This window comes from Lactobacillus taiwanensis DSM 21401 (assembly GCF_001436695.1).
Classification (GTDB): domain Bacteria; phylum Bacillota; class Bacilli; order Lactobacillales; family Lactobacillaceae; genus Lactobacillus; species Lactobacillus taiwanensis.
The window spans coordinates 29,764-43,714 of record NZ_AYZG01000017.1 but is presented as its reverse complement, the minus strand read 5'-3'; the positions used below and the strand labels follow the sequence as shown (position 1 = coordinate 43,714).

At 33.4% G+C, this 13,951-nt stretch carries 15 protein-coding genes and 2 pseudogenes; 11 read left to right on the top strand and 6 right to left on the bottom strand.

The window, feature by feature from the left end:
• Positions 1-92: 92 nt before the first annotated feature.
• Positions 93-1,904 (bottom strand): oligoendopeptidase F, encoded by a 1,812-nt coding sequence (pepF, locus tag FD18_RS03425; protein ID WP_057718621.1) that lies wholly within the window; start codon positions 1,902-1,904, stop codon positions 93-95.
• A 162-nt stretch (positions 1,905-2,066) separates the two neighbouring features.
• Between pepF and FD18_RS03420 the strand changes: the two genes are divergently transcribed.
• Positions 2,067-3,185, top strand: a complete 1,119-nt coding sequence (locus FD18_RS03420; RefSeq protein WP_057718619.1) for an LCP family glycopolymer transferase — start codon at positions 2,067-2,069, stop codon at positions 3,183-3,185.
• Positions 3,186-3,300: 115 nt separating this feature from the next.
• On the opposite strand, the gene FD18_RS03415 is transcribed toward FD18_RS03420, so the two are convergent.
• Positions 3,301-3,552, bottom strand: coding sequence for a hypothetical protein (locus FD18_RS03415; protein ID WP_057718617.1), 252 nt, complete (start codon positions 3,550-3,552; stop codon positions 3,301-3,303).
• A 220-nt stretch (positions 3,553-3,772) separates the two neighbouring features.
• On the opposite strand from FD18_RS03415, the gene FD18_RS03410 reads away from it, so the two are divergent.
• The 7 genes from FD18_RS03410 (at position 3,773) to FD18_RS03380 (ending at position 8,353) form a co-directional block, all read left to right on the top strand.
• Positions 3,773-4,162, top strand: coding sequence for a hypothetical protein (locus FD18_RS03410; RefSeq protein WP_057718615.1), 390 nt, complete (start codon positions 3,773-3,775; stop codon positions 4,160-4,162).
• The gene (locus FD18_RS03405) at positions 4,162-5,709 is read left to right on the top strand and encodes an ABC-F family ATP-binding cassette domain-containing protein (protein ID WP_057718614.1); all 1,548 of its coding nucleotides are present in this window, start codon (positions 4,162-4,164) and stop codon (positions 5,707-5,709) included. The genes FD18_RS03410 and FD18_RS03405 overlap by 1 nt, the downstream gene beginning before the upstream one ends.
• A 9-nt stretch (positions 5,710-5,718) precedes the next feature.
• Positions 5,719-6,501, top strand: a complete 783-nt coding sequence (locus FD18_RS03400) for a threonine/serine exporter family protein (RefSeq protein ID WP_057718613.1) — start codon at positions 5,719-5,721, stop codon at positions 6,499-6,501.
• Entirely contained in the window at positions 6,501-6,971 is a 471-nt protein-coding gene (locus FD18_RS03395; RefSeq protein ID WP_057718612.1) for a threonine/serine exporter family protein, read from the top strand. The genes FD18_RS03400 and FD18_RS03395 overlap by 1 nt, the downstream gene beginning before the upstream one ends.
• Before the next feature lie 231 nt (positions 6,972-7,202).
• A complete protein-coding gene (gene mazE / locus FD18_RS03390; RefSeq protein WP_057718611.1) occupies positions 7,203-7,454 on the top strand; it encodes a type II toxin-antitoxin system PemI/MazE family antitoxin in 252 nt (83 codons plus the stop codon).
• Positions 7,441-7,782: a type II toxin-antitoxin system PemK/MazF family toxin gene (locus FD18_RS03385; protein WP_057718610.1), complete on the top strand. Its 342-nt coding sequence runs from the start codon at positions 7,441-7,443 to the stop codon at positions 7,780-7,782. Before mazE ends, FD18_RS03385 begins: the two co-directional genes overlap by 14 nt.
• A gap of 82 nt (positions 7,783-7,864) precedes the next feature.
• Positions 7,865-8,353 carry a hypothetical protein gene (locus FD18_RS03380; protein ID WP_057718609.1) on the top strand — a complete coding sequence of 163 codons (489 nt, stop codon included), beginning with the start codon at positions 7,865-7,867 and terminating at the stop codon, positions 8,351-8,353.
• A gap of 19 nt (positions 8,354-8,372) precedes the next feature.
• Here FD18_RS03380 and FD18_RS03375 read toward each other — a convergent pair whose 3' ends face one another.
• Both FD18_RS03375 and nrdI read right to left on the bottom strand, forming a co-directional pair.
• Positions 8,373-9,317 carry a ribonucleotide-diphosphate reductase subunit beta gene (locus tag FD18_RS03375; RefSeq protein ID WP_057718705.1) on the bottom strand — a complete coding sequence of 315 codons (945 nt, stop codon included), beginning with the start codon at positions 9,315-9,317 and terminating at the stop codon, positions 8,373-8,375.
• Between the two features lie 99 nt (positions 9,318-9,416).
• Positions 9,417-9,770, bottom strand: a pseudogene (gene nrdI / locus FD18_RS09920) (class Ib ribonucleoside-diphosphate reductase assembly flavoprotein NrdI); the annotation flags it as partial.
• A gap of 143 nt (positions 9,771-9,913) precedes the next feature.
• Between nrdI and FD18_RS03370 the strand changes: the two are divergent.
• Complete coding sequence (locus tag FD18_RS03370; protein ID WP_057718606.1) at positions 9,914-10,540, top strand: LVIS_2131 family protein; 627 nt, start codon at positions 9,914-9,916, stop codon at positions 10,538-10,540.
• Positions 10,541-10,605: 65 nt separating this feature from the next.
• Here the strand turns inward: FD18_RS03370 and FD18_RS03365 are convergent, their stop codons facing one another.
• Both FD18_RS03365 and FD18_RS03360 read right to left on the bottom strand, forming a co-directional pair.
• Positions 10,606-12,138, bottom strand: a complete 1,533-nt coding sequence (locus FD18_RS03365; protein WP_057718605.1) for an O-antigen ligase family protein — start codon at positions 12,136-12,138, stop codon at positions 10,606-10,608.
• Positions 12,139-12,187: 49 nt separating this feature from the next.
• On the bottom strand, positions 12,188-12,478 hold the full coding sequence (locus tag FD18_RS03360; protein WP_057718604.1) for a DUF2187 domain-containing protein: 291 nt from the start codon (positions 12,476-12,478) through the stop codon (positions 12,188-12,190).
• A gap of 90 nt (positions 12,479-12,568) precedes the next feature.
• Here FD18_RS03360 and FD18_RS03355 point away from each other — a divergent pair, with 90 nt between their 5' ends.
• The gene (locus FD18_RS03355) at positions 12,569-13,123 is read left to right on the top strand and encodes a guanylate kinase (protein ID WP_057718603.1); all 555 of its coding nucleotides are present in this window, start codon (positions 12,569-12,571) and stop codon (positions 13,121-13,123) included.
• A 198-nt stretch (positions 13,124-13,321) separates the two neighbouring features.
• Positions 13,322-13,951, top strand: a pseudogene (locus FD18_RS10070) (SLAP domain-containing protein); the annotation flags it as partial.

The window sequence follows — 13,951 nt, the reverse complement described above, 5'->3', positions numbered from 1 at the left end:
GAAAAGATCGTCGGTATGTATAAAATAAAATAGCTAACGAAAAAGCTGGTAGAAATAAAATCTACCAGCTTTTTCTATGTTAAATGTGAATCTTATTTTTCAGCGTTTAATTCATCTATAATTTTTTCAAATTCATTAAGACGTTTTTCAAAAGTATCAAAAGCATCCCTCAAGTAGTCAGCCTTAGTCATATCAACGCCAGCTCGTTTCATAATTTCTGTTGGGTAATCTGAAGAGCCAGATTTTAAGAAATTAATATAAACGTCACGTTCTTGGTCAGTACCATGAACAACCTTATTAGCAAGTGCAGTTGCAGTCGCAAAACCAGTTGCGTATTGATAAACATAGAAGTTGTAGTAGAAGTGAGGAATTCGTGCCCATTCTTTAGCAATTTCCTCGCCTGGTTCAACGCTATCGCCATAATATCTTTGATTTAACTTACCATAAAATTCATCAAGTACATCAGCTGTTAACGGTTGTCCCTGTGCATCAGCTTCATGAATAAATTGCTCAAATTCCGCAAATTGAGTTTGACGGAAGAGTGTACCTTTGAAAGAGTCGAGATAGTGGTTCAAAACAAATGCTCGTGTCTTAAGATCGGTAATATTATCTAAGAAATATTCAGTCAAAATATTCTCATTAGTAGTTGAAGCAATTTCAGCTACAAAAATTGGATAATCACCATAGACATAAGGCTGAGTGTTTCTTGTATACCAAGAGTGGACAGAGTGACCAGTTTCATGAACTAGAGTATAGAGTGAATCAAGGTTATCTTCCCAGTTAAGGAGTTCATATGGATCAGTATCGTAGGCACCACCTGAATATGCACCAGTTACTTTATTTTGACTTTCAACTACGTCAATTACGCGGTTATTAAAAATGTAATCAACATGCTTTAAATAGTCTTCTCCTAGTGGAGCTAAGGCCTTTCTAGCTTCTGCCTTAGCTGTTTCAAAATTATAAGAAAGAGGTGGCTCTCCTGTTAAAGGAACATACATATCATACATTTGAAGATCTTTTAAGCCTAAAATTTTCTTTCTTAGTGAAACGTAGCGGTGAAGTAAGTCAAGGTGGCTGTTTACTTCTTTAATTAATGTATCGTAAACGGCTGTTGGAACACCATTTTCACTTAGAGCAGCTTCTCTAGCTGAATTATATTTATGCACACGAGCATTAAAATTGTGAGCCTTTACTTCGCCTGATAAAGTTGAAGCGAGACTGTTTTCAAATTGACCATAACTTGCGTACATAACATCAAAAGCATTTTTACGTACTTCACGGTCTTGAGATTGAATCAAAAGTGAATATAAACCATCAGATAGTTGAATCATATCACCGTTTTCGTCTTGGACATAGCCAAATTCCATATCAGAATTAGTTAAAACGTTAAACGTATTAGCAGATGTCCCCATTGCATCTCCTGCGGCAGCAATAATCTTTTCTTCATTTGCAGGCAAGGTATGAGGACGTTTTTGGGTAATTTGCTCAAGACGATGTCTATAGTTTTCTAAGCGAGGTTCATCTTGTATAAATTTAGCTAGAGTTTTTTCTGGAATAGATAAGATTTCAGGATCTACAAAAGATGTTGCAGCTGCCATTTGACTAGCTAAGCTTTGGACTTTAGCTATAAAACCAAGGTAGTGATTATTTTTGGTATCGACATCACTTGACATTGTGGCGTAAACATAGACTTTTTCTAATCGACGTTCTATAGCTAAAATTGTAGTAATACCTTCATATAAATCTTTACCAGATTTGGTCAATGTTTGCTTATATTTGCTTATATTTTTAATTTCATTTGTGACTTGTTGGTATTCTTTTTCCCATTCTTGATCATTTTCAAAAACGCGACTTAAGTCCCATTTTAGATCATCAGATACTTCGTTTCTTGTTGGAAGAGACATATATTTTCCTTCTTTCTGTAATACAATTTTTATTAATCACCATTATAGAACATTATTTCGCTTGCTAAAAAATAAAAATTTTTTAATAATGAAACTAATGCGCATAAATCGTGATTTTTGTATTATGAAAAGCAAATAGTAGGCAGAGGAGTTAATAGGTTAATGAAACCTGATGAACAAAAAAAGCTAAATAAAAAACTAAAAAGGAATAATGTTTTTGCAGCAAATAGAAAAAACATTAAAGATGGAAATAGTTTGGCTCGCCTGGTAGGTCTCTTAACAATTCTACTTGTTTGCGGAAGCGTTGCGTATTTTGCACATGCCTATTTCTCAGCTATGAGTTCAGTGCAGCAAGCTTATCGTGGTACTGGTAAGACATCGCAATTGATTTCTCAAAAAAAGCCAATCTCAATTTTGATTCTTGGAGTTGATCAAGGAATTGAAGGAAGACATGATCGAGGAAATTCTGATACGATGATTTTAACGACAATGAATCCTCAGAAAAAAGAAGCAACTATGACGTCGATACCTAGAGATTTATTAGCTGATATTAAAGGGGACGGAACTGGGGAAGGAAAGTACTACATGTTTCGGGCAAATTCAGCTTATCAACTTGGCGGTAGTAAAGGAGCTACAAGAACGGTTAGCGCGCTTTTAAATACGCCAGTTAACTATTACATGGAAGTTAATATGAAGGCGCTAGAAAGCATGGTAGAAGCCCTTGGGGGTGTAGACGTTAATGTGCCATTTACATTTACCTATCACACGTATTTTAAGAAGGGAAAACAGCATTTAAACGGTAAAGAAGCATTAGACTATGTTCGAATGCGAAAAGAAGATCCTCAAGGCGATTATGGCCGTCAGATGCGGCAAAGACAGGTAATTAACGATATTGTTCGCAAAGGTATGTCAGTAAATTCAATTACTAATTATCGTAAGATTCTTAAGGTATTTGCTAAATATGTTAAAACTAATTTAACTTTTGATGATATGCTTTCCATTGCGATGAATTATCGAGATTGTACTCAAAAGATTCAAAGTGGCTATATTCATGGTCATAATGTTTGGATTGGTACAGCAGCTATGCAGGTAGCTTCTACTAAAGAATTACAACGTGTTTCAGATTTAGTAAGAACTAGTTTAGGACTGAAAAAAGAAAAACTTCGCAATCAAGAAACACGACAGAATAGTCTACAACAAGGGTTAGATTGGAATGATCCAGACGATTTCAGAAATTATGTAATCTATGATAAAGATTCCAATACTATGGATGGTAACTAATAAAAAAGCAGCTAGCGAAATGCTAACTGCTTTTTATGTATATCTGTTGATGATTCTATCTTAGTAATTTTAAGTGATAACTTCAACTCTTGTCGGTGAAGTTTTGGTTATCTAATTAATAATTTTGCTCATTAAGTCTTTTTTCTTCGAATTTAATATCTGCTAATTTATTTTCCTTGTCTTCTTTAAGTTTATTTTCTTTAAACTTTTTACTAAGAAGAGTTGGTTTGATTGTGTTTTCTGCTAGGCTTTTAGATACGTTGAAGTTAGTATCTTTATCGGCAGCTTGTGAAGTAACTGAATTAGTAAGAAAGCCTAAGCTTAATAATGCAATAAGTACTACTGAAGTTCCCTTCTTATATGTCAAAATATTTACTCCTTTTGAGGCATTAACTAATAATTAAATGTTAATCGTGATACACTAGTGATATTTAAAAAATCGTTTTTAATTTACTTAACAAACTGTATTATATAAGAAGATTATTGCAGTAAAATAAAACAAAATTTACAATTTTTTACAAAAACGTCAATCGCGTAAATTTAATGTAATATTTGAAAAATCAATGTAATAAAAAGGATGATGAAATATGAAGCAAAATAAGTATTTTCCAGTTATTTATGGGATAATTTCTGCACTTATAGCATTTATTGCAGTGTTTTTTATTGCTCAAAGAACTTTTCACTTTTCTTTGCCAATGGCCGTGTTGAGTGCCGGAATTTTTGCGGCATTCTTTTATGTTCTTTCATATTTTAGAGGACATGCTTCTTATGAAATTAAAGCAATTGTAGCTAAATATCATTTAACGGATCAAGATTTAGCTAAAATAACAGGGATGAAAGCAAGTGACTTTCCTATTTATCATAATAAACTTCAGTTAATCATTCCAAAAAGACAGTGGCCTAAAGTATTAAATGCATTGCAAGAATATGACAAACAGCATAAAGACGATATAAATAATCAATACGAGAGGAAATAATGAGTCTACTAACAGTAAAAAATTTGAGTCAAACATTTATTGATAAAACTTTATACGAAGATGCTAATTTTGTTTTAAATAAAGAAGATCATATGGGAGTAACTGGTCAAAATGGAGTTGGTAAATCAACTTTAATTAAAATTTTGACGGGTGAAATCACTCAAGATAGTGGTGAGGTTAAATGGCAAAATAAGCTTCACGTTGGTTATTTAGATCAGTATGCTCGACTTGAAGCAGGTATGGGAATTAAAGAATTTTTACAAACTGCTTTTAGCGATCTTTTTGAAAAAGAAAAAGAATTAAATGATCTCTATGTAAAATATGGTGAAAATGGCGATAACGCTTTATTAGAAAAAGCTGGTAAGATACAAACTTTACTTGAAGAGAAAGAATTTTATGATATTGATACAAAAATTGATCGAGTGGCTACGGGATTAGGGTTAGCAGAATTAGGTTATGATCAGGATGTAGCAAAACTTTCTGGTGGACAGCGATCAAAATTAATTTTGGCTAAGCTTCTTCTGCAAAATCCTGATGTCCTAGTCTTAGATGAGCCAACGAACTATTTAGATGTTAATCATATTGATTGGTTGGCTGATTATTTAAACGACTTTGAGGGAGCATTTATTGTTGTATCGCATGATTATGATTTTTTAGGTCGAATTACAAACTGTATTATTGATATAGATTTTGGAACGATTACTCGCTATACAGGCGACTTGAAACATGCTCTTAGACAAAAAGAAGCGGATCGTGAAAGTTATTTAAAGGCATATGCTAATCAACAAAGAAAAATTAAAAAGACAGAAGCATATATTCGTAAAAATAAGGCTGGTTCCAGATCTAAGAGTGCCAAATCTCGTGAAAAGCAACTTGCAAAGATGGAAATTTTAACACCACCGCAAAATAATAAAAAGGCGCATGTGATTTTCCCTTATGTTGATACAGCATCTAATTTATTACTGCAAACGCAAGACTTAGTAATTGGATATGACCAAGCACTAGTAAAATCAGCATTTAATTTTTCTGTTGGAAATGGTGAAAAAGTTGCTGTGACGGGATTTAATGGGATTGGAAAGACTACTTTATTAAAAACGTTACTAGGCAAGCTAAAACCTATTTATGGAAACTTTGAATTATCTTCGACTGCAAAATTGGGATATTTCCAGCAAGACTTAGTTTGGCCGAATAAAAATATGACGCCTTTACAATATTTACAGGAAGAATTCCCACGTCTGCGTCCTAGAGAATTACGTCAAGCTCTAGCCAGAATGGGATTAACTGCACAGCAGGCTATGAGCCCTCTGAAGGAATTATCTGGTGGAGAACAAGAAAAAGTTAAATTAGCAAAAATGCAATTTGAGCCATCTAATCTACTATTTTTGGATGAACCAACTAATCACTTAGACGTTGCTACAAAAGATTCTTTAAGAAAAGCAATTGTTAAATTTAAGGGTGGAGTAATTATTGTCAGTCACGAAAGAGATTTCTTTAGAGGAAATTGGGTTGATAAGACAATTGATATTGAAAAGATGAATAGTAATTAGAGGATAGAAATGGATAAAGAGCGTGTAAGTCAAGATTACGTTGCTGAAGTTTTAGATACTTGTTTAAAAGCGGGTAGACTAATGATTGAGGGTGGCAGTGAAACTTATCGAGTTGAGGATACAATGATGAGAATAGCACGCAATGCTGGTATTGCTGGAGCTAGATGTTTTACAACGCCAACTGGAATATTTATGAGTCTGGGTGAACATTCCTATACTCAAGTTACCCAAGTTAAGAAGCGAAATATTAATCTAGAATTAGTAGACCGTGTTAATGAATTATCGCGTGAATTTGCAGCTAAGGAAATCACACTGAAAGAATTGCAAGATCGTCTTAAGCAAGTTTCAATCTCTATTCCAGATTTTCCAATTTGGCTTCAAATTATTGGAGCTGCTATTTTAAGTCCTACTTTAATGGTCTTGTTTATGGATGATTATGATTGGATTGATTTCCCGGCAGCTGCTGTAATTGGTGGTGTATCTTATGCACTTTATTTAGCTATTAAGCGCTATACTAATATTCGTTTTTTAGCCGAGATGGTAACTGCAATATTTATGGGTGTTATTACTATTTTGACATGTAAAATCTTCCCTAAGCTTGTCGTTGATAATATTTTAATTGGTTCTTTGATGACTTTAGTGCCAGGAGTAGCAATTACGAATGCATTAAGAGATCTCTTTGGTGGAGACTTATTATCAGGGATGGCGAGAACTACGGAAGCAATTTTGACAGCAATTGCATTAGGTGGCGGCATAGGTATTGCAATTAAATTGTTATGGGGTGTGATGTAATGCCTTTTTGGTTAGAAATAATTATTAATATAGTGTTTGCCTGGCTTGCCTCTGTAGGTTTTGGGTTAATTATTAACGTTCCACATCGTGCACTATTCTTATGCGGAATTAGCGGTAGTGCAGGTTGGATTTTATATTGGTTAGCTAATAGAATTGGTGTTGGCCGTTTAGGTTCTAATCTTTTGGGTGCCTTGTGTGTGGGAATTCTAGGTTTAGTGTTTGCACGCATTAAAAAGTGCCCAGTAACAGTTTTTAATATTCCGGGAGTAGTACCACTTGTTCCTGGAGTGCCTGCTTATCAGGCTGTGCGTGCGATGGTTGAGGGACAATTATCTGATGCAGAAGATTTAATCTTACGTGTAGCAATTGTAACGATTGCAATAGCGATGGGATTTATGTTGGCGCAGTTAATTGGAGAAATCTTTTTCAAGAAGCGTCAAAATAGAAAAAATAAGAAAAATTTGGTATAATAATAGATGCGACGAGTCGAGGAAAACGCGAGATGCGTTCTTTGACAGAGATCATCTAGACTTTCGAAGTCAAAGCACGGGAAGTGCTGATGATGGGCTACTTTGGCTGTGAAACAAAGACCCTGACATACTTTTCTATGTTTCTCGCAAAAAAAGACTAGCTTTCTTTTGAAAGTTAGTCTTTTTTAGTACTACAATATCCTTGAAAGTAACTTAATGAGGTAAAAACTTATGAAAATATCTATTCATCATATTGTAACTCAAAAAGTCGGTAATTCAGTTGGCTTTTCACTACCTGCTTCTTTTAAAGTAGAAGTGGGTACTGAGTATGCAATTCATCAGAAGTCTGATGGAAGTTTGATCTTAATACCGAAAATTTCTAATCCTTATACCTCCGATGCTAAATTTGAAGATGTACCAGGACCAGAAAGGGAAGCTTGGGAAAATATGGCTATGGAGGAATTACGTCATGCCGAAGAATAAATTTAAACAAGGAGATATTGTGTGGGCGGACTTCTCACCATCAGTTGGACAAGAAATGAAGGGAAAACATCCTGCTGTAGTAGTATCGTCTAATTCATATAATGAAAAGACTAATTATCTAATGGTTTGTCCAATTACATCCCACGGCAATCATTTCCCTACCTACTTAGACTTGTTCGGATATCATATTCATGGTCGTGTAAATGCAGCTCAAATTCAAACTTTTTCAAGGATGCGTTTGCTTGATGAAAAGCCCGCTGATCATTTGCGTCCTGAAGATATGCTTAAAGTAATGGAATTACTTAGTTTTGCGTTGCAATTTGATTAGGCATTTTTTATTTTTTAAGTTGCATGAAGAAGATTTATTGAGTATCTTATTAGTGAAAAAGGATACATAAAGGGATTTTATTGTGAAAATTAAACAAGAAGAAATAACTAAAAAAATTGAAGAACAAGATTATCTTCAAGATCTTGAAACTCTCAAATATAGCGAAATAACTAAAACAAAATTAAGAAATATTGCAAGCAAAATGATTAGTGAAGCTGTTCAAGCTTTTAAGCACGATTCACTAATTCAAACTCAATTAGCAATTAGTGGAAGAAGACCAATGACTTTTGCACTTGAAAGTAATATCATTAATCTTCCATTTGCAAACTATAAGAAAATTAGCAATTTCTGTAATGATGAAGATGAATATGAAGTAAATATCTATTTTGAAACTATTTCTGAATATGTAAATGTTTCCCATTTTAGAATTGATATTTTAGGCTCAAGTGATGAAATAATTGCCGATCCAGATAAGTATAGTCAATTGTTAGTTCAGGCGATTGAAGAAAAAATCGAAGTTATTCGAAACTATCAAAAATCTGAAACCAAAACTAAGAAAGCAAAAAAATAAGGAGTTGAGTTTCAACTCCTTATTTTTTTATTTCACGCATTTTAAGAATGGGATGCGCGTTTGTGTAAAAGAAGAAATCCTCAATCATTGCACTATCCATTATACCTGTTATAAGAATAGGATCTAGAATTTCAATATTTTCAGGATATTTTGGTTCTTGTCCTAAGTTCATTAGTGCCTTATTTAAGGTATAGCGGATGTAATGTTCTACTTTATCTTCTAGGCCGGTATGATGATAGAGAAGTTTTATATGATTGAGTTCATTATCGTATAATTTGTCACATAAATCGGATACCCAGTTATGTACAGTATCTTGTTCTTCTTTAGACAATTTAAAAAAGTCACGGCGAAATTTTATTCCTGTATAAATTCCGTTTAAAGCTGTAATTCGAAGGGCGTACTTAATTAATTCGGCTGTTCGTGGTAATTTGTGCTGACCGAATAAATAAAGTGGACCAAAAAAAGAAGAATGGTATAAGCCAGTAGAAATAAAAACATGCGCAGCTTTTTTATGGATAGAGTTTTCTGCTTGATAAACTGTATTTAAAAGCTTCATTTTCTTTTGTAAGTATGGATTATTATGTACCCATTCATAGGATTCATTTTGCTCTTCTTTGCTAGCGAATACATTTAAAGCATGACCATAAGCCTTATTATTAATTGATTCTAAATATTGCAATGCATTATATACAGCTGCTTCTTCATCAGAATTCTCGGCATCTTCTTTAATTTTTGATAGTGCCACTTTCATTTGAAGAGTAGAGGAAAGAGTTAAAGAGACGAAACTATGAAGAAGCATAGTTTGTTCGTTTTTTGGGAGATGAAAAAATTCATCTTGATCTTTATAAATTGGAACACGACGAGGTTCGTAAACAATATCGTTTAGTCTCGCCCAAGCAGCACGATCTACTTGATCTTCAACGGCATTCCAGTTACTTGCTTTGTAATAAGTTTTTTTATTCATTTTTTGCCTGAAGTCCCTTAAGAAATTAATATTGCTAAGAGATGGATTTTGAATTGGGAGATCTTTTTGTGTGCCGTGCTCTTCTTTGCAAGCTTCTTTAACAATTTGGCGAACGTTTTTGACGTCGGCTGAATTGCCACTTAGTTCAAGTAAATAGAGGATTGGTACATGTAATGTAACGGAGATTTTTTTGGCTGTTTGAGCAAAAAGATCATTAAAGTTACGATTGCCGCATCCAATTAATCCTAGAAGATTCTCTTTATTATCTTTATATGTTAAAAAATCAACAACGGAATCCATCATAAAATCTTGATACGAAGGTAAAATCAAAATGTATTTATCATTCATTTGATATTGAGGATGAGCATCTTCAATTCGATGTGCATCAAGACCCGTTTTATTTATGAATCGTTGCGTTTGTCCTGTAATTGTATAAAAAGCTATTTTTACCATAGTTTTGCCTAACGATATATACCAAAACTACCTTTTACATATTTAATTGTCGCGACTTTTTGCAATAAAGTCAAATCAAAAAAAGTTTTAAAAACATCCATAAGTACCGTATACTTAACTTAAAGAAAAATGGAGGCTCCTTTATGACACTTGGATGGAACATTTTAGGTATTTTGGCATGGTTAATACTTGTTTTATATTTAATCTTTATTGTACAGAATATTCGTAAACGTCACTTAATGATGATTGTAAAAGACCGTAAGCGTTTTGAATGGAAAACAACTTTACTAGATATTTTAGAAGTTTTAATTCTATTATGCGGTGCGATCTATATGTTTAGCATCACTTTATTTTACAATCCAAATTTAGAGAATAAACAAGTTCTATCTAGTAGAGTGGACTACCAACCGTTGATTTTAACGGCTGGTAATAAACGCTCATATTATGTTACTGCTAGATCCGATAATAAGAAAGCTCCAATTCAGACTTATACTTTTTATAGTAATGGAAATAGAGTAACAGTTAGCAGCACCTATGCGACTATTTCTGATGGAAAGAATCCGATGTCAGTCCAAGCAGCAGCAATTCCTTATTCCGATAAGCAATTAAGACAAGCTGATGGACGTTATCAAAATGCTTATGTGGCTACTTATACCGCAACCTATAAAAAGAATTGGTACAATGGTTTAAGAATGCATGCAGGAAAGACTGCAGCAAAATATTATTTGATTAGAGTACCAGATCGTACTTTTGTTAGAGAATTAAAGTAATAAAAAGCTTTTGAAAAATAAAAGACCTTACTTCGATTAAGTCGAAATAAGGCCTTTTTTAATGGTCACTTTCTTACTATTTCTTTCGTAGATCTACTATAGCGAATATTTTGTAATAAAAATCCTAAAATAAATGCCATCACTAGAGTTGCTGAGAGGTATTCAAGTACGTTTCCTGCATAAAAAGCAGCAAAGAGAATAAATCCTCCCGATGCTAGGAGCGAAGAATTTAAAAAGGTTCTTGTCTTTTTATTGACGAGCCAATAAAAGATTCCATATTCAAGTACAATAATGTAAATTACTGCTAGCAGAAGTACCCCTAGTATTCCCATTGAGTAATATTGAGCGAGAAAATCGCGCTCAAGTGGAGAAATATTGTTTTCACGACTAAAAGAAATACCAAAAAGCTTATTTAGCTTATTTTTATCATTATTCATGACGCGACTTAAGATATCTCGTTCAAGATGTCGATAATTGAGTCGCTCCTTTGCGGGTCTTCTCATAACCTCAAGCCAAAAGTAAGGATCATTTTTATATGAATAGTGATCTAAAACTAGATCATGTTTTAATGAATAAACCCAATAGTTCTTTTTGATAAAATCTTTTAAAAATTCTTCTTGTTTTTGACCCTGATATCTTTTTAGTCCAGTGTTTAATTCTTGATCAAGCTTGTTTTTATTCCCAAGATTACTACGCTTTTGAGCTACTCCACTTTCAAGAGAAGAACGTCTGAGAGTGGGACTGTAAGGGAAGATAGCAGCAGAGGCAGCTAAAATACAAATCATGGTAATTAGAAACTTGGATGAGAATTTTGTGTTTTTCAAAATCAAACTATGTAATAAGAAAATGATTAGAAAAGCAACTAAACTAATGATTAATCCAAAATTACCAACTTTTGTTCCTAACATTAACATTGCTAAAGCTTGAGCACTAACTAAAATTATATTCAGAAGATTGAATTCTTTATAAAGAATATAGAGCATTATTGGCATAATCATAAATAATATAGCCGATAAAGTATTGGCTTGAAAGAAGATGCCTTTAGAAGCCAAAGCGTTAAAGGGATAATTCGTATGATCAAACCAGGAAAAGATATTAGCACTAATTCTCTTTGCTTCACTTGTGTGATATGAAGTTAGGGAAAAAACAAGAAGATTCGAAATAACTATTGTTAAAGAATATAAGCCCGAGATAGCTTGAATAACTCTAAAAAAGTAGTATGGCTTAAATTCACTATACGAAGTAATGTATAAAATTGTTAAAGGTAAGCAAGCTCGTACAAGATAAAGAATCTCGACAATAGGTGAATAGTGAAAACCAGTTGGTTCTACGCCGATAAAATTCTTGACTGAAATTAAGTGACAGAAAGAATAAATGGCTAATATTGCAATATAAGCAATGATCCACCATTGTTTTTTGAATCTTTGCCAATTATTTTTAATACTGAAAAACAAAATAATGGCAATAAAAACTCCTAAGACTCGCAAAATGGTAGGAATTGAGAATCTTAGAAGTGGCGGCCTAGATAGCCAATAAATATCTAAAAATGGCTGAATTAAGATAAACCAAAATAAAAATGTTTGAAGCCTTTTTTTCATATGATGATAGATATCCTTTATAAAAAATAAAATTATATAGGCTTAACTTTTATTTTGACTTTTTGTCTTTATCTGGTTGAACTTTTGAAATTTTTACATCATTTGTAGCGGCAGTTTTTCCACGTGCAGGTGATTTTACTTTCTTCAAGTTCTTAAAGTTGATCACCATTTTGTTGTTTAATTCATTAACTGAAGATTCATCTTCTGGATCGTATGAAGTAATAGCTAGCAAAGCAGAATTTTCATAAATCTTTTCTACTTTTCCTTGAAAAGGATGCTTAAGTTCTTCCTCAGAAGTAGCAGCTAAAATTTGACCAATTTTTACATCAGCTTTTTTCATTTAAAAAACTCCCTTTTCTGTATAGAAATGTTTTACAATAGTGAAATACTATTATATATAATAGTCGATTTCAAGCGGGAGAGTAATATTTTGCAAAGAATTATCATAATTGCTGGTCCAAGTGGAGTAGGAAAGACCACAGTCTCAAAGTACTTAACAGAAAAATATAACATTCCTCGTGTAGTAACTCATACTACTAGACCAATGAGAGAGGGCGAAGTTCCCGGAAAATCATATTATTTTGAAACTGATGAAAGTTTTAAAAAGCTCCATTTTTTCGAGCATGTAAAATATGGAGAATATCAATATGGGTCGAGTAAAGAAGCCTTAGATAAAGCCTGGACAAAGAACGATCTAGTTTCTCTAATTATAGAGACAGATGGTGTTAAGTCTTATTTGGAAAAGCTAGGACAACAAGTATATTTTATATATTTGACTGTGTCTGACTTTTCAGTTTTGAAAAAAAGATTATTAGGACGCGGAGATAAGGTGAGTGAAATTGATAAGCGATTAAACAGTTACGAATTTAAGCGTGATTTGCATCTATCCGATGAATTAGCTAAAAAGGCTCATGTATTAAATAATGACAACTGGGAAGAAGTAGCCAAAGAGCTTGATACAATTGTAAAAGAGCTAGAAGATTAATAGGTTTTGAATATTGAAAAAGGTTGATAACAAGCTAAATGTAATGACAATGATTTAGCTTTGTAACAGGTCTGTAATATTGATCTCCTACAATAACCATTGTCAATTAAAAAAAGAGACACATAGCATAACTTTTTAGTTAATTAATGACAGCTATGTTAATAATTGAGAAAAAAGAATTTTATGGAGGAATAACCCTTGACTATCAAATCTAAAGTAATCAAATTCACAACTGCTGCTTCATTCGCTGTTGCAGGTATTGCAACTTTAAGTGCAGCTAAATTAAATGCATTATCTTTTAACAACACTGCTCAAGCTTCAACTGTTCAAGCACCAGCACAAGAAATTGGTGTTGTAAAAGTAAATTCCAAGACTGGTGAAAATGTTGCAGTTTGGAACAGCTACGAAGACAACAAGCAACAAACAGGTAAGTACTTACCACATGAATCAACTTGGAAGACATACAAGAAAGTTAAGAACGTTAAGGGTGAAACTTGGTACAACTTAGGTGGAGACCAATGGATCTCAGCTGACGACGTACAAGAAGAAGCTCCTATCGCAGTTACTGCTGATTTAACTGCAGTTAAGGCTGCCGTAAGTCAAGTTCCTGCAGCAAACGTTGCAAACAACGCTCAAAACACTACTGCACAAACTGCTGTAGCTAACGTTAACAACGCACAAGTAGCAACTGCTTCAACTAACAACACTGCAGCTGTAGCAACTGCACCTGTACAAACTAATACTGCAGCAAAGGTACAATCAACTTCAGCAACTGCACAAGCTCCAGTAGCACAAGCAGCAGCTAGAACTACTGTACAAACTAACACC

Bases quoted from the DNA above. Each gene is read 5' to 3' on its own strand.
- FD18_RS03370 (WP_057718606.1), top strand. From the start codon at position 9,914: ATGACACTTGGATGGAACATTTTAGGTATTTTGGCATGGTTAATACTT.
- FD18_RS03410 (WP_057718615.1), top strand. From the start codon at position 3,773: ATGAAGCAAAATAAGTATTTTCCAGTTATTTATGGGATAATTTCTGCA.
- FD18_RS03385 (WP_057718610.1), top strand. From the start codon at position 7,441: ATGCCGAAGAATAAATTTAAACAAGGAGATATTGTGTGGGCGGACTTC.
- mazE (WP_057718611.1), top strand. From the start codon at position 7,203: ATGAAAATATCTATTCATCATATTGTAACTCAAAAAGTCGGTAATTCA.
- FD18_RS03395 (WP_057718612.1), top strand. From the start codon at position 6,501: ATGCCTTTTTGGTTAGAAATAATTATTAATATAGTGTTTGCCTGGCTT.
- FD18_RS03405 (WP_057718614.1), top strand. From the start codon at position 4,162: ATGAGTCTACTAACAGTAAAAAATTTGAGTCAAACATTTATTGATAAA.
- FD18_RS03420 (WP_057718619.1), top strand. From the start codon at position 2,067: ATGAAACCTGATGAACAAAAAAAGCTAAATAAAAAACTAAAAAGGAAT.
- FD18_RS03365 (WP_057718605.1), bottom strand. From the start codon at position 12,138: ATGAAAAAAAGGCTTCAAACATTTTTATTTTGGTTTATCTTAATTCAG.
- pepF (WP_057718621.1), bottom strand. From the start codon at position 1,904: ATGTCTCTTCCAACAAGAAACGAAGTATCTGATGATCTAAAATGGGAC.
- FD18_RS03375 (WP_057718705.1), bottom strand. From the start codon at position 9,317: ATGAATAAAAAAACTTATTACAAAGCAAGTAACTGGAATGCCGTTGAA.
- FD18_RS03360 (WP_057718604.1), bottom strand. From the start codon at position 12,478: ATGAAAAAAGCTGATGTAAAAATTGGTCAAATTTTAGCTGCTACTTCT.
- FD18_RS03400 (WP_057718613.1), top strand. From the start codon at position 5,719: ATGGATAAAGAGCGTGTAAGTCAAGATTACGTTGCTGAAGTTTTAGAT.